Origin of the sequence: Streptomyces sp. SudanB52_2052 (assembly GCF_964272415.1) — a bacterium.
GTDB lineage: Bacteria > Actinomycetota > Actinomycetes > Streptomycetales > Streptomycetaceae > Streptomyces > Streptomyces olindensis.
This window is the reverse complement of sequence record NZ_OZ186796.1, coordinates 4,669,319-4,691,302: the sequence shown is the minus strand read 5'-3', so window position 1 is coordinate 4,691,302 and position 21,984 is coordinate 4,669,319. Positions and strand designations below refer to the sequence as shown.

Here is a 21,984-nt window from a genome sequence, read left to right as displayed (position 1 = left end):
GCCCATGACCGCCGCCGACATCCAATACTCCTCACCTTATGAGGATTCCGCGCCGCTGCGTATAGCCACGGCAGAGCGACGCCCACCGACCTCCTGCACCCCGACAACATCACGGGCATCGCCGTACGAAGGCGTACGAATCCAGGGGCGCGCCACACATATATCTACGCGCCGGTGGTGCACGCCGTGGCGCGCATCCCCCGTGCAGGTGAGTTGAGACCTCTTCGCAACCTCGACCCCTCGGCAGGCCCGTGCGGGCCGCCACACCACGTACTGCCATGGGAGCGCTCAACGCCCTTGTTTTCCACGGCAATTGAGGCTAAATGATCATGCAGAAACGTGCCTGTCAACGCGCGCATATGCGTCCGCACTACCCCGCCGCATGAGCCCTACTATCGGCTCGCCATGACAGCAGCAGGGAAGCACCAGGTGAGCCGCGCGGAAACCTCACGTCGAGGCAGTCGGCCGGGTCGGGCGGGTATCAGAGACGTGGCCGCCGCCGCCGGAGTCTCCATCACGACCGTCTCCGATGCCCTCAACGGCAAGGGCAGGCTCCCGGACGCCACCCGACGCCACGTCCGCGAGGTCGCCGACCGGCTGGGCTACCGGCCCTCGGCCGCCGCCCGGACCCTCCGTACCGGCAAGTCGGGCCTCATCGGCCTCACCGTGACGACGTACGGTGATGAACCTTTTACCTTCACCGAGTTCGCGTACTTCGCCGAGATGGCGCGCGCCGCCACCTCCGCCGCGCTCGCCCGCGGCTACGCCCTCGTCATCCTGCCCGCGACCTCCCGCCACGACGTGTGGTCGAACGTCGCCCTGGACGGCACGGTCGTCATCGACCCCTCCGACCAGGACCCGGTCGTCAGCGAGCTCGTCCGGCAGGGCCTCCCGGTCGTCTCCGACGGCCGCCCGGCCGGCTCGCTGCCGGTCACGGCCTGGGTCGACAACGACCACGAGGCCGCCGTCCTCGGCATCCTCGACCACCTGGCCGACGCCGGCGCCCGCCGCATCGGCCTGCTGACGGGCACGACCACGGACACGTACACCCACCTGTCGACCACCGCCTACCTGCGCTGGTGCGAGCGGGTCGGCCAGGACCCGGTGTACGAGGCGTACCCGGCGCACGATCCGTGCGCGGGCGCCGTCGCCGCCGACCGCCTCCTCGCCCGGCCCGACCGGCCCGACGCGGTCTACGGCCTGTTCGACCCGAACGGCACCGACCTGCTCGCCGCCGCCCGCCGCTACGGGCTGCGCGTCCCCGACGACCTGCTGCTGGTCTGCTGCAGCGAGTCCACCGTGTACGCCAACACCGAGCCGCCGATCACCACGCTCTCCCTGAAGCCGCGCCGCATCGGCACGGCGGTGGTGCAGCTCCTCATCGACGCCATCGAGGGAGTGGAATCCGACCATCCGGTCGAGCAGGTGATACCGACGGAGCTGATCGTGCGCACGTCCTCGCAGCGACGCCCGCCGCGCACGACGGTCAGCCCGCCGCGGTCCCCCGAAGGGGCATAGATCCGGCCCGGGCACGCCCGCTGCCCGGTCAGGGGAAGGTTGCTCTCCTGGGGAGAAACGGGGCCGGTCCCCCGGAGAGAAGGGATCGTTCTCGCGAAGAGAAGGAAAGCGAGGACGGTCACACGGTGGTCAAAGCCCGGCTCAATCGGGGCGAAAGCCGCGGTGAACTGGAGTCTTGCTCCGATTCACCACCCCTGGGTCATCACATGGCGCGATCCGCATTCCTATGATGGGCCCACGACACCGGCGGGCCGCTACGACCAGGCAGTCCGATGCGGTGCAGATGCGGCGCGATGGTGGAGGGGTCGATGACTCAGGGGGCCGGTCAGGGACCCGAGGTGGAGCGGACGGCGACGTTGCGCGACTTCCGGGTGCCCGCGTACGTCCACGAGACCGGTCCGTACGTCCACAGCGTCCACCCCGGCGAGGTCGCCCCGCCGCCCGAGGAGACCTACCCCGAGGGCTACACGCCGACCCAGCGCGACCTTCCCGTCGTCAACCGGGGCGACACTGTCCAGGTGACCGTCGACCCCGAGACCGCCGCCGCCCCGCAGACCTCCACCGGGCAGGGCCCCCTGTACGTCGTGGGCGACGTGCACGGCTACCTCGACGAACTGGTGTCCGCCCTGCAGGAGAAGGGCCTGCTCGACGCTGCGGGCAACTGGTGCGCGGGCACCGCCCGGCTGTGGTTCCTCGGCGACTTCACCGACCGCGGCCCGGACGGCATCGGCGTCATCGACCTGGTGATGCGGCTCTCCGCCGAAGCCGCCGCGGCCGGCGGCTACTGCAAGGCGCTGATGGGCAACCACGAGCTGCTGCTGCTCGGCGCCAAGCGGTTCGGCGACACCCCCGTCAACTCCGGCGCCGGCACCGCCACCTTCCAGGCGGCCTGGCTGCTCAACGGCGGCCAGAAGACCGACATGGACCGCCTCCAGGACCACCACCTGCAGTGGATGTCCCGCCTGGACGCCGTCGAGGAGGTCGACGGTCACCTGCTCGTGCACTCCGACACCACCGCCTACCTCGACTACGGCCGCTCCATCGAAGAGGTCAACGACACCGTCCGCGAGACGCTCACGCGCAACGACGCGGACGAGGTCTGGGACCTGTTCCGCAAGTTCACCAAGCGGTTCTCCTTCCGCGACGAGGGCGGCGCGGACGCCGTGCGCTCCCTGCTCGATACGTACGGGGGCACCCGCATCGTTCACGGCCACAGCCCGATTCCCTATCTGGTGGGCGACGTCGGCTCCGAGGACGACGAGGACAGCGGCGACCCCGTCATCGAGGGACCGCACGTCTACGCCGACGGTCTCGCCATCGCGATGGACGGCGGCGTGACCATGGCCGGAAAGCTGCTGGTCCAGCAACTGCCGCTGGGTACGTGAACGCTCACCGGGCAGGCGTTCCCCGTCACAGGACCGGACCGGTGAGGGGTCAATTTCGGTAAACCCCCTGTCACCGCCCACCTCCACCGCTCTACCATCGGCTTATCCGTAGCAGGCTCCCCTCCGTTTCTGCCCGACGGCTCGTCAGCATGCCGAGCCCCAAGCCCTACGGAGCATCGGGGGATGCACATGAACAGCGTTCCGCAGCACCTGCTGAGCGAGGACCGCCAGGAATACGAGCGGATCCTCGATGAGGCGCTGCGCTCCGCACCACACCGTCCGGAACTGGCCGCTGTCGGTCAGCGGCTCAACCCCGAACAGCTGCGCACCATGGCACTCAACGCCACCGCGCTCATCACGGCGGCCGCGTCGACCGAATACCAGCACTACGTCAAGGTCCGCGAGGACCTGCGCCACCCGGCTCCCTCCGCCTCGCCGTCCGTCCGCGAGTCCGGCTCCTCCGAGCCGGGCACGGGCGCGACGGGGCTCGCCGCAACGATGGGCGAGGTCGCCGAGACCGCAGGCGCGGGCGCCGTCGCCGTCGTCGCCGTCCTCGCCCCTGTCCTGGCCGGCACCGCGGCGGCGATCTTCCTGCTCGTCGGCTACATCCTGCGGATGCTCGACCCCGGGCAGGCGTTCGCCCAGACCCTGCTCACCACGGGCTGGGTCTTCGGCGCCGTCACCGCGGTCGCGATCCTCGTCGCCGCCGTGGGACTCCTGCTCACCGCCCTGCGCAACAAGCCGACGGCCGAGAGCGGTCCGTACGGCGAACTGCAACGGGAGGTGGACCGGGCCAGGGAGGACTGGCGTGAGGCCCTGCTGGAGCGGGGCATCCTGCCCTTCCTGCGGGAGGCCCTCACCGACCCGGGTGCGGCCGCCGCGCTGCACCACACGTCCCCGTCCACGCCGGTCAGCCGCATGCCGCACCTCGGCTACGACCGCCCGGGTTTCACCAGCCCGGACGACGGCAGCCGCGGCTCGCGGCCGAGCTTCACCAGCCCGGACTACACCAGCCCGGACTTCGGAGGACCGGAACACCAGCCGGAGTAGCCGTCGGCGCCCTTGCGCAGCGCCCGTCGGCTTGCGCTCCCCCGCGGGGAGCAACACAGGGAGCGCAAGCCGGACTTCCGGCCCTGTGGCACCGGATCTGTGCGGTCGGTGGGTTCACATCGGTGGTTTCACAGTCGGCGGAGGATCTGTGCCTCGACCCGTTCGACCGTGCGGCGGCTGAAGGCGTGCACCAGCGCGAGGTGGTACAGCGCCGGTGCCGTCGACGCCCACCGGTGGATGCGGTCGTCGCGCAGCAGGTACCTGACCACCGTCGTCGGCCGGAAGGGGACGAAGTCGATGGTCTGGTGCTCCCAGCGGTCGGCGACACCCCTGCTCATCCGGGCTTGCAGATCCGTGCTCTTGAGCTCCCGCAACCTGGCGTAGAAGTGCGCACTCCACCCCCTCCTCTCCACGTCCAGCACGAAGGCCAGCAGGTCGAGCGTGTACTCGTTGGCCTCCAGGGACAGTTCCTCCCGCATGCCGCGGCGCGCCACGGCATGCAGGTCAGGTGCGTTCCTCCCTGATGAGTCGATGTGGCGTGACAGACCTTCGTTGACGGAGGAGTTCCAGACGCCAGGTGCCATCCGGACCCGGTCGCTGCGTTGGGTCACCACGAGCATGTCGTCCGCGGTGACGACCGCGATGTTGACCCCGAGGCTGCACTGCAGGAACGCCGGGGCCTTGAGCGGCTCGTCCGGGTCCAGATAGCGCGACCTGGGCGTCGTACCGTCCGGGAGCCGGCGATCCAGTTGCTGTGCGGCGAGGAAGGTGTAGTAGTCGGTCGGCCGCAGCCGCAGGTGGACTTCGGGGCGTTCCTCCAGGGCCGTACGGGAGATGTCGAGGGATTCGACCGCGTACCGGGGGCCGTTCCACAGGGGGGTGCGTCCCTCGGCTTGCAGGCGCTCGCTCTCCTCGGCGATCTCGTCCCGCCAGCCGGTCATGTCCTCGGGCAGGGTCACCTCCTCGTCCAGTACATGCACATGGACGGTTTCGGGCGATATCGGCAACTCTCCGTCGCCCTCGACGATGAGAGCGGACGTGTGGAGCGGGCCGAGGGAGAACGCCCGCCAGGCGGGCGCCGACTCGTCCCGCCGGCCCACGCTGCGGATCGCGCTCGTCGAGCGTCTCCGCAGGCGGTACCACGCGTCCTGCAACGGCTGCTGGAACAGCACGGCGAACAACATGCCGAGTACAGCGCCCACGACGCCGTTGACCACATCGATCCCATCCATGCCAGAGACCTTAGGGATCTTGGGCCGGGCACAGTACGCCGTGCTGTTTCCGTTACGCGGCCGGCGGACGCCGGCTCAGTCCGCGATCGGCAGGTACACCCTGTTCCCGCTCGCCGCGAACTCCTTCGACTTCTGGGCCATGCCCTCCTCGATCTCGGCCCGGCTGCCGCCGTGTTCACGGCGGATGTCCTGCGAGATCTTCATGCTGCAGAACTTCGGACCACACATCGAGCAGAAGTGAGCCGTCTTGGCGGGCTCCGCCGGCAGGGTCTCGTCGTGGAACTCCCTCGCCGTGTCCGGGTCGAGGGCCAGGTTGAACTGGTCCTCCCACCGGAACTCGAAGCGGGCGTCGGACAGCGCGTCGTCCCACTCCTGCGCGCCCGGGTGCCCCTTGGCGAGGTCGGCGGCGTGCGCGGCGATCTTGTAGGTGATGACGCCGGTCTTGACGTCGTCGCGGTTCGGCAGGCCCAGGTGCTCCTTGGGCGTGACGTAGCAGAGCATGGCCGTGCCCCACCAGGCGATCATCGCGGCGCCGATGCCGGAGGTGATGTGGTCGTACGCCGGCGCGACGTCCGTGGTCAGCGGGCCGAGCGTATAGAACGGAGCTTCATCGCAGATATCCTGCTGAAGGTCGATGTTCTCCTTGATCTTGTGCATCGGGACGTGCCCCGGGCCTTCGATCATGGTCTGTACGTTGAAACGCTTGGCGATCCGGTTGAGTTCCCCGAGCGTCCTCAACTCCGCGAACTGCGCCTCGTCGTTGGCGTCCGCGATCGAGCCGGGCCGCAGGCCGTCCCCGAGGGAGTATGTGACGTCGTAGGCGGCGAGGATCTCGCAGAGTTCCTCGAAGTTCTCGTAGAGGAACGACTCCTTGTGGTGCGCGAGGCACCAGGCGGCCATGATCGAGCCGCCGCGGGAGACGATGCCGGTCTTGCGGTTCGCCGTCAGCGGCACGTACGCCAGGCGCACGCCCGCGTGGACCGTCATGTAGTCCACGCCCTGCTCGGCCTGTTCGATGACCGTGTCCTTGTAGATCTCCCAGGTCAGTTCCTCGGCGCGGCCGTCGACCTTCTCCAGGGCCTGGTAGAGCGGCACGGTGCCGATGGGCACGGGGGAGTTGCGCAGCACCCACTCGCGCGTGGTGTGGATGTTGCGGCCGGTGGACAGGTCCATGACCGTGTCGGCGCCCCAGCGGGTGGCCCAGGTCATCTTCTCGACCTCCTCCTCGATGGAGGACGTCACGGCCGAGTTGCCGATGTTGGCGTTGACCTTCACCAGGAACCGCTTGCCGATGATCATCGGCTCGATCTCAGGGTGGTTGACGTTGGCCGGCAGCACGGCCCGGCCCGCGGCGATCTCGTCGCGCACGACCTCGGGCGCAACGTTCTCCCGGATGGCCACGTACTCCATCTCGGGTGTGATCTCGCCCCGGCGGGCGTACGCGAGCTGTGTGACCGCCTTGCCGTCCCTGCTGCGGCGCGGCTGGCGCGGCCGACCGGGGAAGACGGCGTCGAGGTTGCGCAGGCCCCCGCGTGGCGAGGTGTGCTTGATGCCGTCGTCCTCGGGGCGGACGGGCCGGCCCGCGTACTCCTCGGTGTCGCCGCGGGCGATGATCCAGTTCTCGCGCAGCGGCGGCAGGCCCCTGCGGACGTCGGTCTCGACGAGCGGATCGGTGTACGGGCCCGACGTGTCGTACAGCGTGACCGACTGCCCGTTGGTGAGATGCACCTGGCGGACCGGCACCCGCAGGTCGGGGCGGGTGCCCTCGACGTACGCCTTGTGCCAGCCGATGGACTTCCCGGCCTCCTCGGACTGTCCGTCCTGAACGGAGGCAGGCGTGCGTGCGTCCTTGTTGGTCATGAGACCTACTCCCTACGCCGGCATTACCCGGTAACAGGTTCGGCGGTCGACGCAGCGGTATCCGTCCGGCGATGCTTCGTGTGAAACATCACTCGACTCCGGCGATGTTTCATGTGAAACATCGCTGGGACGGAGGTCAGCGCCCTCTCAGCCCGGTGCTCCGAGCTCCCGCGTGTACAAAAGGTGCCTCCACGCTAGCGGCAATCTTGGCGCGGTGAACAGAGGGCCCCCGTCGTTCTTGCGATGATCGGTCGGTGACCACGACGCAGCGTCCCCCTTATCCACCGCCCGAGCCGCCCCGCGGATCCGGCGCCGGAAACGGTAACGGCCCGGGAGACGGCCATGATTTCACCGCCGGGGCCGGGCATACGCCTGCCCGGGGGCAGGGGCAGGGGCACAGGTATGGAACCGGTGCGAGTTTCGGGCCCGGGGCCGGGAGCGGCACCAAAACCGGCGGTGAGCATGGTGCCGGTTCTGGCGGAGGGCATGGTGTCGGCTCCGCCGGTGGGCATGGTCCGGGTTCTCCCGGAGGCCCTGGCGTCGGCTCCACTGATGGGCAGGGCCTCGGCGCCACCGGTGCGTACGGGCCTGGCTACGGCGGTGGCCAAGGCCCCGGTCCCGCGGGTGGACAGGGTGGCCCCACTGGTGGACAGGGCAGCCCGGCCGGTGGGCAGGGTCCTGGCCGCGCCGGTGGGCAGGGCCCCGGTTCCGGAGGTGGCCCCGGCGGCGGTGACGGGCACGGGCACGGCTCCGGCTTCGGACCGGACGGCGGACACGGACACGGCTCCGGCTCCGGCCCAGGTGGCGGACACGGCTCCAGCTCCGGCCCAGGTGGCGGACACGGCTCCGGACCGGGCGGCGGACACGGGCATTCGCACAGTCACAGCCATGGCCCGGCCACGCCCGTCTCCCTGCATCTGCGCAAGGTCATCGCGGCGGTCCTGATCCCGTTCGCCGCGGCCGTGCTGGTCGGCCTCGTCGTGCTGTGGCCGGGCGGCGCCCCGCCGCACGAGCGCACCGGCGTCGGCTTCGACCGGCAGACCCAGCAGGCCACGGTCACCAAGGTCGTCGAGGTGAGCTGCAAGGAGGCCGGTGCCTCGGGCGTCCCGCCGACCGGTGACACCTCCACCGCCGAGGGCTCCTCCGCGGTGCAGCAGGAGAACGGCACCTGCAAGCGGGCGACGATCCGGGTCGACAGCGGCGACGACAAGGGCCGTACCTTCACGGAGATCGTCCAGCCGGACCAGTCCCGCCAACTGCACGAGGGCCAGAAGGTCGTGGTCGCCTACGAGCCCTCCGCTCCGCGGGACCTGCAGTACTCGGTCACCGACGTCAACCGCCGACTGCCCCTGGCACTGCTCGCCGGCATCTTCGCCCTCGCCGTCGTGGTCGTCGGGCGGCTGCGGGGCGTCATGGCCCTGGTCGCGCTGGCGATAAGCTTCCTGGTGCTGAACTTCTTCATCCTCCCGGCGATCCTGCAGGGCTCGAACCCGCTGGTCGTGGCGGTGGTGGGCGCGAGCGCCATCATGCTCATCGCGCTGTATCTGTGCCATGGCCTGTCCGCGCGAACATCCGTGGCGGTGATCGGCACCCTCATCTCGCTGCTGCTGATCGGTGTCCTCGGCTCGGTGTTCATCGACTGGGCCGCGCTCACCGGCAACACCGACGACAACACCGGTCTGATCCACGGCCTCTACCCGACGATCGACATGAGCGGTCTGCTGCTCGCCGGCGTCATCATCGGTTCGCTCGGTGTGCTCGACGACGTGACGGTCACGCAGACGTCGGCGGTCTGGGAGCTGCACGAGGCCAACCCGTCGATGGGCTGGCGCGGGCTCTACCGCGCGGGCATCCGGATCGGCCGCGACCACATCGCCTCGGTCGTGAACACGCTGGTCCTCGCCTATGCGGGTGCCGCGCTGCCGCTGCTGCTGCTGTTCTCCATCGCGCAGAGCAGTGTGGGGACCGTCGCCAACAGCGAGCTGGTCGCGGAGGAGATCGTGCGGACGTTGATCGGTTCGATCGGCCTGGTCGCCTCGGTGCCGGTCACCACGGCCCTGGCCGCGCTCGTCGTCTCGGCCGACCGCACGGGAGCGGAGCCTGCCGCGGAGGCCTCAGCGGTCCCGGCCCGCGGGGGGAAGGGTGGCCGGCGCCGCAAGCGCTGACGCCTCTGCGCCCAGCACGCCTTACTTGTCACATCGCAGGGAGAAGCGTTCCTGCACAGCCCGGCGGCATCCGGTGAAGCGTTACTCCACGGTGCCGCCGGCCGATGCCTCACCCGGCGCCCTGTTCCGCCAGGATGCGGTCCAGGGCCTCGTCGAGGTGGGCGTCGAAGTCGGCGAGCGAGCCCTCCTGGCCGAGGGGCACCAACTTGTCGGTGCGGTCGAGGAACGCGACGAGCGGTGCCGTCGAGGACCTGAACAACGCCTGGTCGCTTCCCACCTGAAGCCTGATCAGCACCTCGCCGAGCGCGTCCGGCTCGACGGGAGTCACCCGCACATCGCCCTCACCGCACGGGCGGCCGACCCCGTCGATCAGCAACTCCCGCCCGAAAGCCCACGTCACGGGGGCATCACCGGGCAAGTGGAAGGTCAGCCGGACGGCATAGGGATCACTGGTCTCATAGCGCAGCTCCACCGGAATGCGGAAGGAGAGCTCCTCGGACACGAGAAAACTCATCATGACCTCTGCCTGTACGGACTCGCGCATCGATAACCCCGTCATTCGCCGTGGACTGGCCGGGAACGAACCTCTGACACTTGGTGGAATCTTGCTGAACGTACACAGCAGATCACAAGGAGTGAGTTTTCACATACTGATAGAGAGCGCGAGCGTCCCGAGCCTGCGACCGATCTCGCTCTGCAACTGACGGGCCGCGGGCAGCAGCCGGTCCTCCTGGTGAGCGGGCAGGGAGATGGCCATCGTCGCGGCCGTGGTGCCGAGGGTGAGGGGGATCGCCGCGCAGACCGCGCCCAGGGCGTACTCCTGACGCTCGGTCACCGGCTCCATCCGCCGCACCCGTTCCAGGCGCCGGAGCAGACTGTGGTTGTCCCGCACCGTGTACGGGGTGAGGGGCCGCACCGGGTAGCGGTCGAGGTGGTCGCGGCGGGCGTCCTCGTCCAGCTGGGACAGCAGGCACTGCCCGATGGCGTGCGCGTGCCCGGTCTCCCGGAAGTCGGCCCACTCCTCCACCGCCGGGTTGCCCGGGGTGTCGGAGACGCACATGACCTCGATCTCGCCCTCGCGGTACGCCGCGTAGTACACCGGGACGCCGAGCAGGTCCCGCCAGTGCGCGAGTGCGTCGACGACCGTGCTGCGACGTTTCTGCCGTGCCCCGCTGCTGCTCAGCCGCTCGGCCGCATCACCGAGGAAGAACAGCCCCTTGTCGCGGCGCAGATAGCCCTCGTGCACGAGAGTGCGCAGCAGGTGGTAGGTCGTGGGCAGGGCCAGCCCGGTCTCGCGGGCCAGTTGCTTGGCGGGGGCGCCGTACTCGTGCTCGGCGACGGTCTCCAGCAGGCGCATCGCGCGCTGGACGGAGCCGATGAGGGTCGCCGGAGGCGGGGGCGGGGGCGTGACGGCGGATGGTGGCTCGGGGGGTGCCGCCGAGCGGGGTTGCGCGGGGACAGTGTGGAGGTGGACAGGGGCGATGTCAGCCGGAGCCAAGGGGCACTCCCGAAACGCGAGGGGGCAGCCCGTGCCGATGGACACGGGTGGGGGTGTACGCCACTCGCGGGGATGTCCCCGCGTCGAGTTCCGGACTCTATTCGTCTGCCACCGCGCGCAGACGGCCCCGCGGGGAAACTTCCCTCGGGCGAGGGAACCGGTGATTCCAGGCGTTTCCCGCTACCCCCACCGGTTTCCCACCGGTCTCACCAGTCGCTGCGCGACGAGGAGCTGGAAGTGAACTTCCGTACGACGTAGATCAGTCCGCCGACCAGCGCCACGAAGACCAGCACCTTGAAGAGCAGTCCGATGACGAAGCCCACCACGCTGGCTATCAGCCCGCCGAACACGACGAGGGCGATGACCGGCACCGCGACCCACTTCACCCACCACGGCAGTCCCGCGAAGATCTCTCGCATCGCCCTCGTCCTTACCTCTCCACCCGTTCGAGTGCCGGGTCCTGTCGGTCCTTCTGGATCTCTGGTGTCCTGCACTCGATGCTAGGTCCGGGAGGGTGCCTCGCGGGGCCCTCGCACCCCTTGTCCTCCCCTGACCGGTCCCCTAGGGAACCCGGAGGCGGCCCCTCAGCTCTCGGGCGGAGAGAAGACCACCAGCACCCTGAGGTCCTCGGTGATGTGGTGGAACTTGTGGGCGACCCCCGCCGGTACGTACACGACGCTGCCGCGCGCCACCTGGGTCGTCTCCAGTCCGACGGTGATCGCGGCACGGCCGCTCACAACGAAGTAGACCTCGTCCTGATTGTGCGGCTTCTGTGGATCCTGCTCGCCCGCGTCCAGGGCGTACAGGCCGACCGACATGTTCTGCTCCCGGAGAAACTGCAGGTAGGCGCCCTCGTTGGCGGCGCGCTCCGCCTCCAGTTCGTCCAGCCGGAATGCCTTCATCGCCTTGTCCGCCCCTGCCTCTTGTGCCCATGTCCGATCAGGTCTGCCACGATCAGACACATGAAGAATTTCGTAGTCAAGACGATCGCCAACGCGGGTGCCCTGGCGGTCGCCGTATGGCTGCTCGACAAGATCACCCTGACCGGTGACAGCACGGGCAAGAAGGTCGGCACCCTGATCGTGGTCGCGCTGATCTTCGGCCTGGTGAACTTCCTGGTCAAGCCGGTCGTCAAGCTCCTCAGCCTGCCGCTGCTGATCCTGACGCTCGGACTGTTCACCCTGGTCGTCAACGCGTTGATGCTGCTGCTCACATCGTGGCTGGCCGACAAGCTCGACCTGAGCTTTCACGTGGAGGGCTTCTGGACGGCCGTCCTGGGCGGTCTGATCATCTCGGTCGTCTCCTGGGCGCTGCACGTCGTCCTGCCGGACGGGGACTGAGGGCGCATGACGTACCGCGTCTGCTTCGTCTGCACGGGCAACATCTGCCGGTCCCCGATGGCCGAGGTCGTCTTCCGCGCGCGTGTGGCGGAGGCCGGACTCGACGGTCTGGTGGAGGTCGACAGCGCCGGCACGGGCGGCTGGCACGAGGGCGACGGCGCCGACCCGCGCACGGTGGCCGTCCTGGAGGAGAACGGCTACGCCTGCGGCCACACGGCCCGGCAGTTCCAGCCGTCCTGGTTCGCCCGCCTCGACCTGGTCGTCGCCCTCGACACCGGCCACCTCAGGGCGCTGCGGCGCCTCGCACCCACGGAACAGGACGCCCAGAAGGTGCGGCTGCTGCGCTCCTACGACCCGGCCGCCGGGGACGACCTCGACGTACCGGATCCCTACTACGGGGGTGCGGACGGTTTCGAGGAGTGCCTTGAGATGGTGGAGGCCGCGAGCGCCGGTCTGCTCGCGGCGGTGCGTGAGGGTGTGGAGGGACAGGCGGCATGAGTGAATCCGCGACGGGTGACGGGGGCGGGGCGACGGGCGACGCGGGTGACGCGCGTCAGGTGACAGGCGATGCAGGTCAGGTGACAGGCGGCGTGAGCCGGGTCGCCGTCGGTGTCGGTGACGGTACGCGGGCGGTGCGGGCCGGGCTGCCCGAGGCGGTCAAGTACGAGCCCACCCTGCCCGGGCCCGTGTTCGCCGCCCACTACCACCTGCCGGGCGACCCGACCGGTCCCTACACTTACGGCCGCGACGAGAACCCGACGTGGACGCTGCTGGAGCGCGCCGTCGGCGAGCTTGAGGCGCCCGGCCAGGACGGTGCCGAGACGCTCGTCTTCGCCTCGGGCATGGCCGCGATCTCGGCGGTGCTGTTCTCCCAGTTGCGCACCGGGGACGTCTGCGTCCTGCCCGACGACGGCTACCAGGCGCTGCCCCTGGTCCGTGCCCAGCTGGAGGCGTACGGCATCGAGGTGCGCACCGCGCCGACCGGCGGCGACGCCCAGCTCGACGTCCTCGACGGCGCGAAGCTGCTGTGGATCGAGACGCCGTCGAACCCCGGGCTCGACGTGTGCGACATCCGGCGGCTCGCCGAGGCGGCACACGCGCGTGGTGCCGTCGTGGCCGTCGACAACACCCTCGCGACACCGCTGGGCCAGCGCCCTCTGGAGCTGGGCGCCGACTTCGCGGTGGCGAGCGGAACCAAGCAGCTGACCGGCCACGGCGACGTCCTCCTGGGCTATGTCGTCGGCCGGGACGCCCAGGCCATGGCCGCCGTACGCCGCTGGCGGAAGATCGTCGGGGCGATTCCCGGGCCCATGGAAGCCTGGCTCGCACACCGTTCGATCGCGACGCTCCAGATGCGGGTCGACCGGCAGAGCGCGACCGCCCTGGCCGTCGCCGAGGTACTGCGCGAGCGGCCCGAGGTGACCGCGCTGCGCTACCCGGGGCTCCCCGACGACCCCGCGCACAGGATCGCCTCACAGCAGATGCGGCGCTATGGGTCCGTGGTGTCGTTCACGCTGCCCACGCGCGCGCGTGCCGACCGCTTCCTGGAGGCGCTGCGGCTCGTGGACGACGCGACGAGCTTCGGCGGAGTGCGGTCCACGGCCGAACGGCGAGGACGCTGGGGCGGGGACTCGGTGCCGGAGGGCTTCATCCGCCTGTCGGTCGGTGCCGAGGATCCGGAGGACCTGGTGGCGGACCTCCTGCGCGCGCTGGACGCGTCGGCGGACTGACGGCCTCGCTCGGCGGACTGTCGGACTCCAGTGATCAGCAGGATGCCGCCCGACGCCAGCAGCCCCGCCAGGCGCCGCATCGCGACGGGGCGCTCCTCCGGCCGGAGATGCATCCACACCGCGGACAGCAACACCGCGTCGTACGGCCCCTGGACGCCGTGCAAGGAGGGGAGCGCGCCCGCCCGCCACGTCACCCCGGTGCCTTGGTGCAGCCGCTCGGCCACGCGCCGGAGCTCCGTCACCGGTTCCACGGCGTCGACCGTGAAGCCCCGCCCGGCGAGCGCCGCCGCGTCCCGACCGGTCCCCGCGCCGACGTCCAGGACCCGCGCGGGCGACTCCGGCAGCGCCCCGTGCACCGACTCGAACCGAACGCTCTCGTACACCGTCGCCAGCCGCTCCGCCGACTCGGCGTAGTAGGCCTGTACTCCCGCACCCGGCGGTGGCTCCCTGCCCGAACCGTACGACGTGGCACTGACAGCGCTTGCGCGGTCGGCTGGATCGGCATACGAAAGACGGACGGTCCGAACCTCCCCCCTCGTGGCTCGGACCGTCCCCCGGTTCCGCGCGCAAGAACCGCGCGACCAAGGCTAGTTGACTCTCTGTCAGTGTCCAATCACAGTAGCGACAGAGACCTATCGACTTATTTATAGTTGGGCGCGGCCGGGGGGCTGGGAGCGGGGCCGAAGAGGGGAGTGTGCGCGGTGGATCTGGCCTTGCTGCGGACCTTCGTGACCGTGCACCGGGCCGGCTCCTTCACCCGCGCCGCCGCCCTGCTCGGTCTGTCCCAGCCGGCCGTCACCTCGCAGATCAGGACGCTCGAACGGCAACTGGGCCGCCCCTTGTTCCTGCGGCAGGCCCGCGGCGTGACCCCGACGAGCATCGGCGACGAACTCGCCCACAAGGCCGCCCCGCATCTCGACGCTCTGGTGGAGATCACCGAGACCGGCCTCGACGACGACTCCTCCTTACGGACGCTGCACCTCGCCGGACCGCCGGAGTTCACCGCCGAACGAGCCCTGCCCGCGCTCACGGAGCTGACCGGCGAGGACGGCCAGGGATTCGCCCTGCGCGCCTCCTTCGGAAACGCCGAGGAAACGCTGGAAGGGCTTTCCGCCGGGCATCACGATCTGGCCATCAGCACGGCCCGGCCACGCGGTGCCCTGCTCACGGCGACTGCGCTCTGCGACGAGGAGCACGTCCTGGTCGCCGCCCCGCGCTGGGCCGAACAGCTCGGCGCCGGGCAGCCGGACCGCAAGCCGGAACCGGCCCTGGAGCAGGTGCCCGTGGTGGAGGTGCACGAGTCACTGCCCTTCGTCTCCCGCTACTGGGCCTCCGTCTTCGACTCCCGACCGGCCGCTCCGGGCACGGTCGTCGTCCCCGACCTGCGCGCGGTCCTGGCCTGCGCGGTCGCGGGCGCGGGGCTGGCGGTGCTGCCGCGCTATCTGTGCGCGACGGCGTTGCAGCGGGGTGACGTCGTCGCCCTGCACGAGCCGGCGGTGCCACCGCTGCGCACGTACTTCCTGGTGGTCCGCACCGGGACCATGGCCATGCCGCACATCGCGCGGGCTCATGAATGGCTGCAGAGGGCCGCGGCCGACTGGTGCTGAGGCCGCTCCCAGGCGGGCGACGGACTGCACGGACAGAGGTCCCGAGAGGGTGTGGGGGCGCCCGGTGCCGTGCCTCACTCTGGGAGTTCGGCCGGTGACATTTCGCGATGTTTCACGTGGAACCAGCCGGGCCACATTTCACCCATGACCGTCCGACCCGTGGTCAAGCGCACCGCCCGCGCCGTTCTGCTGGACGGTGACGACCTGATCCTGATCAAGCGCACCAAGCCGGGCATGGACCCCTACTGGCTCACTCCCGGCGGCGGGGTCGAGCCCGGCGACTCCACCGTCGTCGACGCCCTGCACCGCGAGGTGTACGAGGAGCTCGGCGCGAAGATCACCGACGTGGTGCCCTGCTTCGTGGACACCGTGGAGCACATCGGGGAGGGCGGCGGCGCGACCGGCGTGAAGGTGCAGCACTTCTTCGTCTGCCGCCTCGAGTCCATGGATCCTTCGCTCCGGCACGGCCCCGAAGTGGACGAGCCCATCGGCGAGTACGAGATCGTACGGGTGCCCTTCACCCGGGTCGGGATCGCCTCCGTCCATCTCGTCCCGCTGTCCCTGCGGCACTACCTGGACGGGAACATCGAGGGCGTACGCGCCATGCACGCCCCCGACCTCGGCTGAGCGGCGGGTCAGGGCCCGGCCGTGACCAGTTCCTCCACCGAGTCGTGCCGTATGCGGTCCGACGGGATGCCGATGTCCCGCAGGGCGTCCACACCGCTGCGGATCATCCCGGGCGGGCCCGAGAGGTAGGCGTCGTACTCGTTCCACGGCCCGTAGGCGCGTATGGCGTCCGGGAGCTGCTGGTGCGCCTGCTCGTCGATGATCGCGCGGACGGAGAGCCAGGGGTGGCTCTGCTGCAGGCGGAGCATGGTGTCGATGTCGTACAGATCGTGGTCCGTGCGGGCGCCGTAGAAGACCTCGACCGGCCGGCGTTCGCCGTGCTCGGCGACGTCCTCGACCAGTGCCTTGATGGGCGCTATGCCGGTGCCGCCGCCCAAGCAGAGCAGGCCGCTGTCGGTGGTGTGGTCCACGGTCATGGAGCCGGCGGGCGGGCCGAGCCGGATGATGTCACCGGGGCGGGCGCGGTGCACCAGGGCGTTGGAGACCCAGCCGGCCGGCACGGCCTTCACGTGGAACGACAGCAGCCCGTCCGAGCGGGGCGCCGAGGCGAAGGAGTAGTGCCGCCAGATGCGGGGCCACCAGGGGGTCTCCAGGCTCGTGTACTGCCCGGCGAGGAAGGGGTACGGCTGGTCGGGCCGGACGGTGACGACCGCGACGTCCGGAGTGCGGAGGTCATGCGTGACGATCTCCGCGTACCACCAGGCCGGGGCCCGCAGTTCGTCCGCGGCCGCCGCGTCGATCATGATCTGGGAGATCGTGGTGTAGGTGCGGACCCAGGCCGCCTCCATCTCCTCGTTCCAGACGCCGACGGCGTACTTGCTCAGCGCGCCGATGAGGCATTCGCCGACGGCCGGGTAGTGCTCCGCCCGTGTTCCGTACTTCCGGTGGCCCCGGCCCAGGTTCTGCAGGTAGGCGACGAGGACGTCGGTGTTGTCGATGTGTTCGGCAGCCGTGAGCAGTGCTCTGAGCAGCCGGTCCCGCTGGGTGTCCATCGCGGCCGGGAACAGCGGCCGCAAGTCGGGGTGGCGCACGAAGAGCAGAGCGTAGAAGTACGACGTGACCTTGTCGGCCACGGGCGCGACCTCGGCCATGGCACGGCGGATGAGGACGGCGTCCGGGGACGCTTCCTCGGCCGGAGCGGAGGCGGCAGGCCCCGGATCCGTTCTCGGAGCGGGCCGCTGGCCGGGAACACGTGGCTCGGCCGCGGCACTTGCGGGCGGAGCGGCGGTGGTGCCGGCGAAGGGCTCCGGAGACGGGGCGAACGTCGTGGGCGCGGGGCGTGGCGATGACGCCGCGGCGGCTCTCGAGCCCATAGGAGTGGGGGTCGGCGTGGGTATGGCGTCCGGGGTCTCGCGCTCCTGGTCCGGCCCGGGGCTCGTGCTGCCGGTCGTCGCGTCGGACGGCGCGGCTGTGCCGTCCGACGGCGCTGCCGGGTCTGGGGCGGGCCTGCCCACCGGGCGTATCGCTGCCGGTCGACGCCCCTCTGCAGTACCGGGCTCGCTGCCCGGTGTCGGCTTCTTGCGGGGCGTGAACCAGCCGCCCCCGCCGCCAGAAGTGCCGTTGTCGGCCGACGTGGTGGTCGGAGCGTCCATGGTGTGCCTCGCCTCGAGCATCTTTCGGTCGGTCTGCGCACTTCCCCGGTCGGAAGGTGCCTGCTTTCCCCCGTGGACGGATTGCGTTCCCGTCCTGTGTCGTGGCCAATGCCGCCACATTTAACCCGTATTTCGGCTCCGTACGGACAAGTAGGGGAGAGTGTGACATTGACCGCAGTCCTCTCACCGAGCTTCCCACTCGCCTGGACGGCTCAGTCCCATAACCGGAAACGCGGGTCTTCGATCTCTCCGTCCCGTTAGGCTGCATTGCCCTGCACTCGGCCCGCAGGGGCGGGTCACCTCACCCCTGACGCGAACCGGAGTCGACCCTACCGGCCACCGCCGCGCACACAAGTCCCCCCTTCCCTCGTCACGAATGCGGGCGCGACGCGAACCGTCGGTTCCGTCAACTACGCGACAAGAACCGCTAGTTCCTCGTCTCGATCGGACATCGGCTGTTCTTACGTGTTTCACGTGAAACAACCAGCACCTGTCCACGCGCTGTGCATGCGGCGACAACTGGCCAAAAGCTCGTATGTCTCCGCTGAAAGAGGTGGACGGCAGGGGTCCCTGTCGGACAGCCTGACCTGCGTGTCGACTCCTTCCCTTGCCTCCCTGCCCATCCGCCGTCTGACGCTCCGCGATCTCGCCGCCTGCGCCGACTTGTCCGAGGACCGGGGGTGGCCCCGGGAGGAGCACAAGTGGGGCTTCCTCCTCACAGCCGGGAAGGGATACGGCATCGACGACCCTGACGGCGGCCTCGTGAGTGCCTGTGTCGTCACCGAGTACGGGCCTCAGGAGCACCCCGCCCTCGCGGCGATCGGCATGGTCCTCGTGGCGGAACGGCACGCGCGGCAGGGCGTGGGACGCCGGCTGATGCGCCAGGTCGTCTCCGCGATGGGTGCCACGCCTCTCACCCTGCACGCGACACCGTACGGCCGCCCCCTCTACGAGGAGCTCGGCTTCAAGGTCATCGGCCGGGCCGAGATGGTGTCCGGCCGCTTCACTCCCGGCGGACCGGAGCCGAAGGTCGCCACCCGCGCCGCGACCGCCGAGGATCTCTCCGCGATCCTCCGGCTCGACGAGCAGGCCTTCGGGACCGACCGCACGCACATCATCACCCGGCTGCCCGCCTTCGCCGACCAGCTGCGCGTGGCGGAGGAGCGCGGGCGGATCGTCGGGTACGCGGCCGCCTGGCCCAACATGGAGACCCACGTGGTGGGTCCGCTCATCGCACGCGACACGTCGGTGGCCCAGGCACTCATCGCCTCCCTCGCCGCCCACACCGACCGCCCGCTGCGCACCGACATCGATATGCGGCACGAAGAGCTGCTCACGTGGGTGAAGGAGCGTGGTCTGGCGCCCGTCGCCTTCAACTCGGTGATGGCGTACGGGATCACCGAGCTGCCCGGAGACTGGAGCCGGCGGTTCGCACCGGTGACGGTCGCGGCGGGCTGAAGGACTCCGACACGACGGCGCCGGCTCCCCAGGGGGTCGGGGAGCCGGCACCGTCTCACTGAAGGGCCTTGTCAGGGTCTCGCTGGAGGGGCCAGGTCGGGGTCTCGGTGGAGGGGCCAGGTCAGCCGAGGGCCTCCACGGCGGCCATGGCGAAGGCGTGGTCCTGCTCCGGGGCACCGCCGCCGACACCGATCGCGCCGATCAGCCGGCCGTCGCGGTGTACCGGCACACCGCCGGCGATGAACAGCAGCGGCCGGTCGAGCGCGGTGGGCAGCGTGTGGAAGAGGCCTCCGGGCTGCACGGCGTCGACGAGATCGGTGGTGGGCGTGTCCAGCTGGAGCGCCGTGTAGGCCTTGCGGGTGCTCGTCTCGCCGGAGATCAGCACGGCGCGGTCGTCACGCCGGAAGGCGAGCAGGTGCCCGCCCGCGTCCAGGACCGTGACGCTGACGGTGACTCCGGCGGCCTCGGCCGCCCGACGGGCCGCGGTGACGAGGACGTCGGCGTCCTGGGTGGTCAGCGGGGCGACTGCGGTGGTGGTGCTCATGGATGGTTCTCCTGGAGGACGTGAGAGTGGGGTCGGTCGGGGTGGCCCGACCGCTCAGTGGTGGACAGCGGCCCGCTGCTCGGCGGGAGCGGACCCGGTGACGACGGTGCTGGGCGCACCGGCGCGGCGCTCCAGGGCGGCCGAGAGAACGGCCAGGAGCAGGGCGGCGGCGGCCAGAGCGGCTCCGACCCAGTTGGGGGCGGTGTAACCGAGTCCCGCCGCGATCACCAGCCCGCCGAGCCAGGCGGACAGGGCGTTGCCGAGGTTGAAGGCGCCGATGTTCACGGCGGAGGCCAGGGTCGGGGCGCCGTGCGCCTGGTCGAGGACCCGCTTCTGCAGCGGCGGCACGGTGGCGAAGCCCAGGGCACCGATGAGCGCGATCGTGACGGCCGACAGGACCTTGTCGTGCGCGGTGAGCGTGAACAGCGCCAGCACGACGGCCAGGGCCCCCAGGGAGACGTACAGCATGGGCATCAGGGCCCGGTCGGCGAACTTGCCGCCGACGAGGTTGCCGCCGACCATGCCGAGGCCGAAGAGGACCAGCAGCCAGGTGACGGAGCCGTCGGCGAAGCCGGCGACGTGGGTCATCATCGGCGCGATGTAGGTGATGGCCGCGAAGACACCGCCGAAGCCGAGGACGGTCATCGCCATGGCGAGCAGCACCTGCACGTTCTTGAAGGCGGCCAGCTCGTGCCGCAGGCGTACGCCTTCCGGCCTGGGCATGTCGGGGACGAGCCGGGCGACGCCGAGCAGGCCTATGACCCCGAGGGCGGCGACGATGCCGAAGGTCACCCGCCAGCCGACGGACTGCCCGACGAGCGTGCCCAGCGGGACGCCGACGACATTGGCCACGGTCAGCCCGGTGAACATCATCGCGATGGCGCCGGCCTTCTTGTCCGGGGCGACCAGATCGGCGGCGACGACCGAGCCGATGCCGAAGAAGGCGCCGTGGGCCAGGGAGGCGACGATCCGGCCGATCAGCATCACGGCGAAGGCCGGGGCGAGCGCCGAGAGCAGGTTGCCGACGATGAACAGGCCCATCAGCAGCATCAGCATCCGCTTGCGGGAGACCTTGGTGCCGAGAACGGTCATCAGGGGGGCGCCGAACACGACACCGAGCGCGTAGCCGGTGACCAGGTATCCGGCGGTGGGGATGGACACCCCGTAGTCGCCCGCGACCTCGGGCAGCAAGCCCATGATCACGAACTCTGTCGTTCCGATCCCGAAGGCCCCGATCGCGAGGGCCAGAAGCGCGAGAGGCATGGAGGGGTTACCTTCCCAGAAGATTGCAGGAGCGCTTTGCGTGCGTTCACAATAGTTGCAGACGCGGGCTATATGCAACCGCCGACTATTGCAGCGCTGCTCTACCCTGGGTGTCAGCCACTCCGGGACGGAGGAAAACCCAATGACAGCGACGGACCCCGCGCTCACCGCCCTCGCCCAGGGCTGGTGCGCCCTCTCCCTGCTGCACGGGAGGATCGAGACCCACATCGAGCGCGCCCTGCAGGCGAAGCACGACCTCAGTGCGCGCGAGTACTCCCTGCTGGACGTGCTCAGCCGGCAGCATGACGGCGACGGAGGCCATCTGCAGATGAAGCAGGTCGCCGACGCGGTCGTCCTCAGCCAGAGCGCCACCACGCGTCTGGTGACCCGGCTCGAGGACCGCGGACTCCTGGAGCGCTACCTGTGCCCCACCGACCGCCGGGGCATCTACACGAACGTCACCGAAGCCGGCCTCGAGCTGCTGGAGGCGGCCCGACCGACCAATGACGCCGCTCTGCGCGAGGCCCTCGACGAGGCGGCGAAGAATCCGGAGCTGGCCCCGCTGGTCCGAGTCGTGGAGACGCTGAAGGCCCCGGTGCCTGCCTGACGACCCCGGCGCGGGCCGGCTCTGCGTAGGGTGCGCCCATGGGAGACCTTGAGATACGTGCTGCCGTCGCAGACGACGTCCCGGCGATCGTGGCCATGCTCGCCGACGACCCCCTGGGTGCGCAGCGCGAGTCACCGGACGACCTCGCCCCGTATCTGACCGCGTTGGAGCGGCTCAGCACCGACCCGAACCAACACCTGGTCGTCGCGGCACGCGAGGGCCGCGTGGTCGGCACGCTCCAGCTCACGATCATCCCCGGGCTGTCCCGACGCGGTGCGATCCGGTCGATCATCGAAGGCGTACGCATCCACGCCGACGAGCGCGGCAGCGGCCTCGGAACACAGCTCATCGAGTGGGCGATCGCGGAATCCCGGGACCAGGGCTGCCAGTTGGTCCAGCTGACCTCCGACAAGACCCGCACCGACGCCCACCGCTTCTACGAACGGCTCGGTTTCACGGCTTCCCACACGGGCTTCAAGCTCCCGTTGTGACCGACACGAAAGGGGCG

General features: G+C 70.2%; 21 protein-coding genes and 1 pseudogene. 12 read left to right on the top strand and 10 right to left on the bottom strand.

Annotation, left to right across the window (positions count from 1 at the left end; all coding sequences use genetic code 11):
- Positions 1 to 405 precede the first annotated feature (405 nt).
- From ACSUPV_RS20750 to ACSUPV_RS20740, 3 genes are all read left to right on the top strand, one after another.
- A complete protein-coding gene (locus ACSUPV_RS20750) occupies positions 406 to 1,518 on the top strand; it encodes a LacI family DNA-binding transcriptional regulator (protein WP_078650726.1) in 1,113 nt (370 codons plus the stop codon).
- A 293-nt stretch (positions 1,519 to 1,811) separates the two neighbouring features.
- Positions 1,812 to 2,903, top strand: coding sequence for a metallophosphoesterase (locus ACSUPV_RS20745; protein ID WP_359788290.1), 1,092 nt, complete (start codon positions 1,812 to 1,814; stop codon positions 2,901 to 2,903).
- A 183-nt stretch (positions 2,904 to 3,086) separates the two neighbouring features.
- Positions 3,087 to 3,953: a membrane protein gene (locus ACSUPV_RS20740; RefSeq protein ID WP_037760076.1), complete on the top strand. Its 867-nt coding sequence runs from the start codon at positions 3,087 to 3,089 to the stop codon at positions 3,951 to 3,953.
- Positions 3,954 to 4,081: 128 nt separating this feature from the next.
- On the opposite strand, the gene ACSUPV_RS20735 is transcribed toward ACSUPV_RS20740, so the two are convergent.
- Positions 4,082 to 5,185 (bottom strand): hypothetical protein, encoded by a 1,104-nt coding sequence (locus ACSUPV_RS20735; protein WP_037760074.1) that lies wholly within the window; start codon positions 5,183 to 5,185, stop codon positions 4,082 to 4,084.
- Positions 5,186 to 5,260: 75 nt separating this feature from the next.
- The gene (gene thiC / locus ACSUPV_RS20730; RefSeq protein WP_436948125.1) at positions 5,261 to 7,045 is read right to left on the bottom strand and encodes a phosphomethylpyrimidine synthase ThiC; all 1,785 of its coding nucleotides are present in this window, start codon (positions 7,043 to 7,045) and stop codon (positions 5,261 to 5,263) included.
- A gap of 962 nt (positions 7,046 to 8,007) precedes the next feature.
- Between thiC and ACSUPV_RS20725 the strand changes: the two genes are divergently transcribed.
- On the top strand, positions 8,008 to 9,210 hold the full coding sequence (locus ACSUPV_RS20725) for a YibE/F family protein (protein WP_436948123.1): 1,203 nt from the start codon (positions 8,008 to 8,010) through the stop codon (positions 9,208 to 9,210).
- A gap of 109 nt (positions 9,211 to 9,319) precedes the next feature.
- Here the strand turns inward: ACSUPV_RS20725 and ACSUPV_RS20720 are convergent, their stop codons facing one another.
- The 4 genes from ACSUPV_RS20720 to ACSUPV_RS20705 all read right to left on the bottom strand — a co-directional run bounded on the left by ACSUPV_RS20720 (position 9,320) and on the right by ACSUPV_RS20705 (position 11,610).
- Positions 9,320 to 9,754, bottom strand: coding sequence for an SsgA family sporulation/cell division regulator (locus ACSUPV_RS20720; protein ID WP_031115219.1), 435 nt, complete (start codon positions 9,752 to 9,754; stop codon positions 9,320 to 9,322).
- A 99-nt stretch (positions 9,755 to 9,853) separates the two neighbouring features.
- The gene (locus ACSUPV_RS20715; protein WP_382614659.1) at positions 9,854 to 10,708 is read right to left on the bottom strand and encodes an IclR family transcriptional regulator; all 855 of its coding nucleotides are present in this window, start codon (positions 10,706 to 10,708) and stop codon (positions 9,854 to 9,856) included.
- A 206-nt stretch (positions 10,709 to 10,914) separates the two neighbouring features.
- Complete coding sequence (locus ACSUPV_RS20710) at positions 10,915 to 11,127, bottom strand: DUF5326 family protein (RefSeq protein ID WP_003991465.1); 213 nt, start codon at positions 11,125 to 11,127, stop codon at positions 10,915 to 10,917.
- A gap of 165 nt (positions 11,128 to 11,292) precedes the next feature.
- Positions 11,293 to 11,610 (bottom strand): cupin domain-containing protein, encoded by a 318-nt coding sequence (locus tag ACSUPV_RS20705; RefSeq protein ID WP_031115217.1) that lies wholly within the window; start codon positions 11,608 to 11,610, stop codon positions 11,293 to 11,295.
- Positions 11,611 to 11,670: 60 nt separating this feature from the next.
- Here ACSUPV_RS20705 and ACSUPV_RS20700 point away from each other — a divergent pair, with 60 nt between their 5' ends.
- From ACSUPV_RS20700 to ACSUPV_RS20690, 3 genes are read left to right on the top strand one after another with little or no spacing between them, the layout of a single operon-like run.
- Complete coding sequence (locus ACSUPV_RS20700; RefSeq protein ID WP_031115216.1) at positions 11,671 to 12,048, top strand: phage holin family protein; 378 nt, start codon at positions 11,671 to 11,673, stop codon at positions 12,046 to 12,048.
- Positions 12,049 to 12,054: 6 nt separating this feature from the next.
- Positions 12,055 to 12,546, top strand: coding sequence for a low molecular weight protein-tyrosine-phosphatase (locus ACSUPV_RS20695; RefSeq protein ID WP_031115215.1), 492 nt, complete (start codon positions 12,055 to 12,057; stop codon positions 12,544 to 12,546).
- Positions 12,543 to 13,778, top strand: coding sequence for a cystathionine gamma-lyase (locus ACSUPV_RS20690; protein ID WP_436948120.1), 1,236 nt, complete (start codon positions 12,543 to 12,545; stop codon positions 13,776 to 13,778). Before ACSUPV_RS20695 ends, ACSUPV_RS20690 begins: the two co-directional genes overlap by 4 nt.
- 38 nt (positions 13,779 to 13,816) lie before the next feature.
- Here ACSUPV_RS20690 and ACSUPV_RS20685 read toward each other — a convergent pair.
- A pseudogene (locus tag ACSUPV_RS20685) lies at positions 13,817 to 14,134 on the bottom strand (class I SAM-dependent methyltransferase); the annotation flags it as partial.
- A 345-nt stretch (positions 14,135 to 14,479) separates the two neighbouring features.
- Between ACSUPV_RS20685 and ACSUPV_RS20680 the strand changes: the two are divergent.
- The gene (locus tag ACSUPV_RS20680) at positions 14,480 to 15,385 is read left to right on the top strand and encodes a LysR family transcriptional regulator (protein WP_031115212.1); all 906 of its coding nucleotides are present in this window, start codon (positions 14,480 to 14,482) and stop codon (positions 15,383 to 15,385) included.
- A 144-nt stretch (positions 15,386 to 15,529) separates the two neighbouring features.
- Positions 15,530 to 16,012: an NUDIX domain-containing protein gene (locus ACSUPV_RS20675; RefSeq protein WP_436948118.1), complete on the top strand. Its 483-nt coding sequence runs from the start codon at positions 15,530 to 15,532 to the stop codon at positions 16,010 to 16,012.
- A gap of 8 nt (positions 16,013 to 16,020) precedes the next feature.
- Here the strand turns inward: ACSUPV_RS20675 and ACSUPV_RS20670 are convergent, their stop codons facing one another.
- Positions 16,021 to 17,625, bottom strand: a complete 1,605-nt coding sequence (locus ACSUPV_RS20670) for a globin domain-containing protein (RefSeq protein ID WP_436948116.1) — start codon at positions 17,623 to 17,625, stop codon at positions 16,021 to 16,023.
- A 570-nt stretch (positions 17,626 to 18,195) separates the two neighbouring features.
- On the opposite strand from ACSUPV_RS20670, the gene ACSUPV_RS20665 reads away from it, so the two are divergent.
- Complete coding sequence (locus ACSUPV_RS20665; protein WP_436948114.1) at positions 18,196 to 19,062, top strand: GNAT family N-acetyltransferase; 867 nt, start codon at positions 18,196 to 18,198, stop codon at positions 19,060 to 19,062.
- Positions 19,063 to 19,183: 121 nt separating this feature from the next.
- Here the strand turns inward: ACSUPV_RS20665 and ACSUPV_RS20660 are convergent, their stop codons facing one another.
- Positions 19,184 to 19,606: a GlcG/HbpS family heme-binding protein gene (locus ACSUPV_RS20660; protein WP_031115208.1), complete on the bottom strand. Its 423-nt coding sequence runs from the start codon at positions 19,604 to 19,606 to the stop codon at positions 19,184 to 19,186.
- A gap of 54 nt (positions 19,607 to 19,660) precedes the next feature.
- On the bottom strand, positions 19,661 to 20,869 hold the full coding sequence (locus ACSUPV_RS20655; protein ID WP_436948112.1) for an MFS transporter: 1,209 nt from the start codon (positions 20,867 to 20,869) through the stop codon (positions 19,661 to 19,663).
- A 142-nt stretch (positions 20,870 to 21,011) separates the two neighbouring features.
- Here ACSUPV_RS20655 and ACSUPV_RS20650 point away from each other — a divergent pair, with 142 nt between their 5' ends.
- The gene (locus ACSUPV_RS20650; protein WP_031115206.1) at positions 21,012 to 21,476 is read left to right on the top strand and encodes a MarR family winged helix-turn-helix transcriptional regulator; all 465 of its coding nucleotides are present in this window, start codon (positions 21,012 to 21,014) and stop codon (positions 21,474 to 21,476) included.
- A 38-nt stretch (positions 21,477 to 21,514) separates the two neighbouring features.
- Entirely contained in the window at positions 21,515 to 21,967 is a 453-nt protein-coding gene (locus ACSUPV_RS20645) for a GNAT family N-acetyltransferase (RefSeq protein WP_031115205.1), read from the top strand.
- Positions 21,968 to 21,984 lie beyond the last annotated feature (17 nt).

What these genes read in the sequence shown, in the direction of transcription:
- ACSUPV_RS20690 (WP_436948120.1), top strand. Translation starts at nt 12,543, where the DNA reads ATGAGTGAATCCGCGACGGGTGACGGGGGCGGGGCGACGGGCGACGCG.
- ACSUPV_RS20675 (WP_436948118.1), top strand. Translation starts at nt 15,530, where the DNA reads ATGACCGTCCGACCCGTGGTCAAGCGCACCGCCCGCGCCGTTCTGCTG.
- ACSUPV_RS20750 (WP_078650726.1), top strand. Translation starts at nt 406, where the DNA reads ATGACAGCAGCAGGGAAGCACCAGGTGAGCCGCGCGGAAACCTCACGT.
- ACSUPV_RS20695 (WP_031115215.1), top strand. Translation starts at nt 12,055, where the DNA reads ATGACGTACCGCGTCTGCTTCGTCTGCACGGGCAACATCTGCCGGTCC.
- ACSUPV_RS20705 (WP_031115217.1), bottom strand. Translation starts at nt 11,610, where the DNA reads ATGAAGGCATTCCGGCTGGACGAACTGGAGGCGGAGCGCGCCGCCAAC.
- ACSUPV_RS20645 (WP_031115205.1), top strand. Translation starts at nt 21,515, where the DNA reads ATGGGAGACCTTGAGATACGTGCTGCCGTCGCAGACGACGTCCCGGCG.
- ACSUPV_RS20740 (WP_037760076.1), top strand. Translation starts at nt 3,087, where the DNA reads ATGCACATGAACAGCGTTCCGCAGCACCTGCTGAGCGAGGACCGCCAG.
- ACSUPV_RS20670 (WP_436948116.1), bottom strand. Translation starts at nt 17,625, where the DNA reads ATGCTCGAGGCGAGGCACACCATGGACGCTCCGACCACCACGTCGGCC.
- thiC (WP_436948125.1), bottom strand. Translation starts at nt 7,045, where the DNA reads ATGACCAACAAGGACGCACGCACGCCTGCCTCCGTTCAGGACGGACAG.
- ACSUPV_RS20660 (WP_031115208.1), bottom strand. Translation starts at nt 19,606, where the DNA reads ATGAGCACCACCACCGCAGTCGCCCCGCTGACCACCCAGGACGCCGAC.
- ACSUPV_RS20650 (WP_031115206.1), top strand. Translation starts at nt 21,012, where the DNA reads ATGACAGCGACGGACCCCGCGCTCACCGCCCTCGCCCAGGGCTGGTGC.
- ACSUPV_RS20700 (WP_031115216.1), top strand. Translation starts at nt 11,671, where the DNA reads ATGAAGAATTTCGTAGTCAAGACGATCGCCAACGCGGGTGCCCTGGCG.
- ACSUPV_RS20735 (WP_037760074.1), bottom strand. Translation starts at nt 5,185, where the DNA reads ATGGATGGGATCGATGTGGTCAACGGCGTCGTGGGCGCTGTACTCGGC.
- ACSUPV_RS20745 (WP_359788290.1), top strand. Translation starts at nt 1,812, where the DNA reads ATGGTGGAGGGGTCGATGACTCAGGGGGCCGGTCAGGGACCCGAGGTG.
- ACSUPV_RS20655 (WP_436948112.1), bottom strand. Translation starts at nt 20,869, where the DNA reads ATGCCTCTCGCGCTTCTGGCCCTCGCGATCGGGGCCTTCGGGATCGGA.
- ACSUPV_RS20710 (WP_003991465.1), bottom strand. Translation starts at nt 11,127, where the DNA reads ATGCGAGAGATCTTCGCGGGACTGCCGTGGTGGGTGAAGTGGGTCGCG.
- ACSUPV_RS20720 (WP_031115219.1), bottom strand. Translation starts at nt 9,754, where the DNA reads ATGCGCGAGTCCGTACAGGCAGAGGTCATGATGAGTTTTCTCGTGTCC.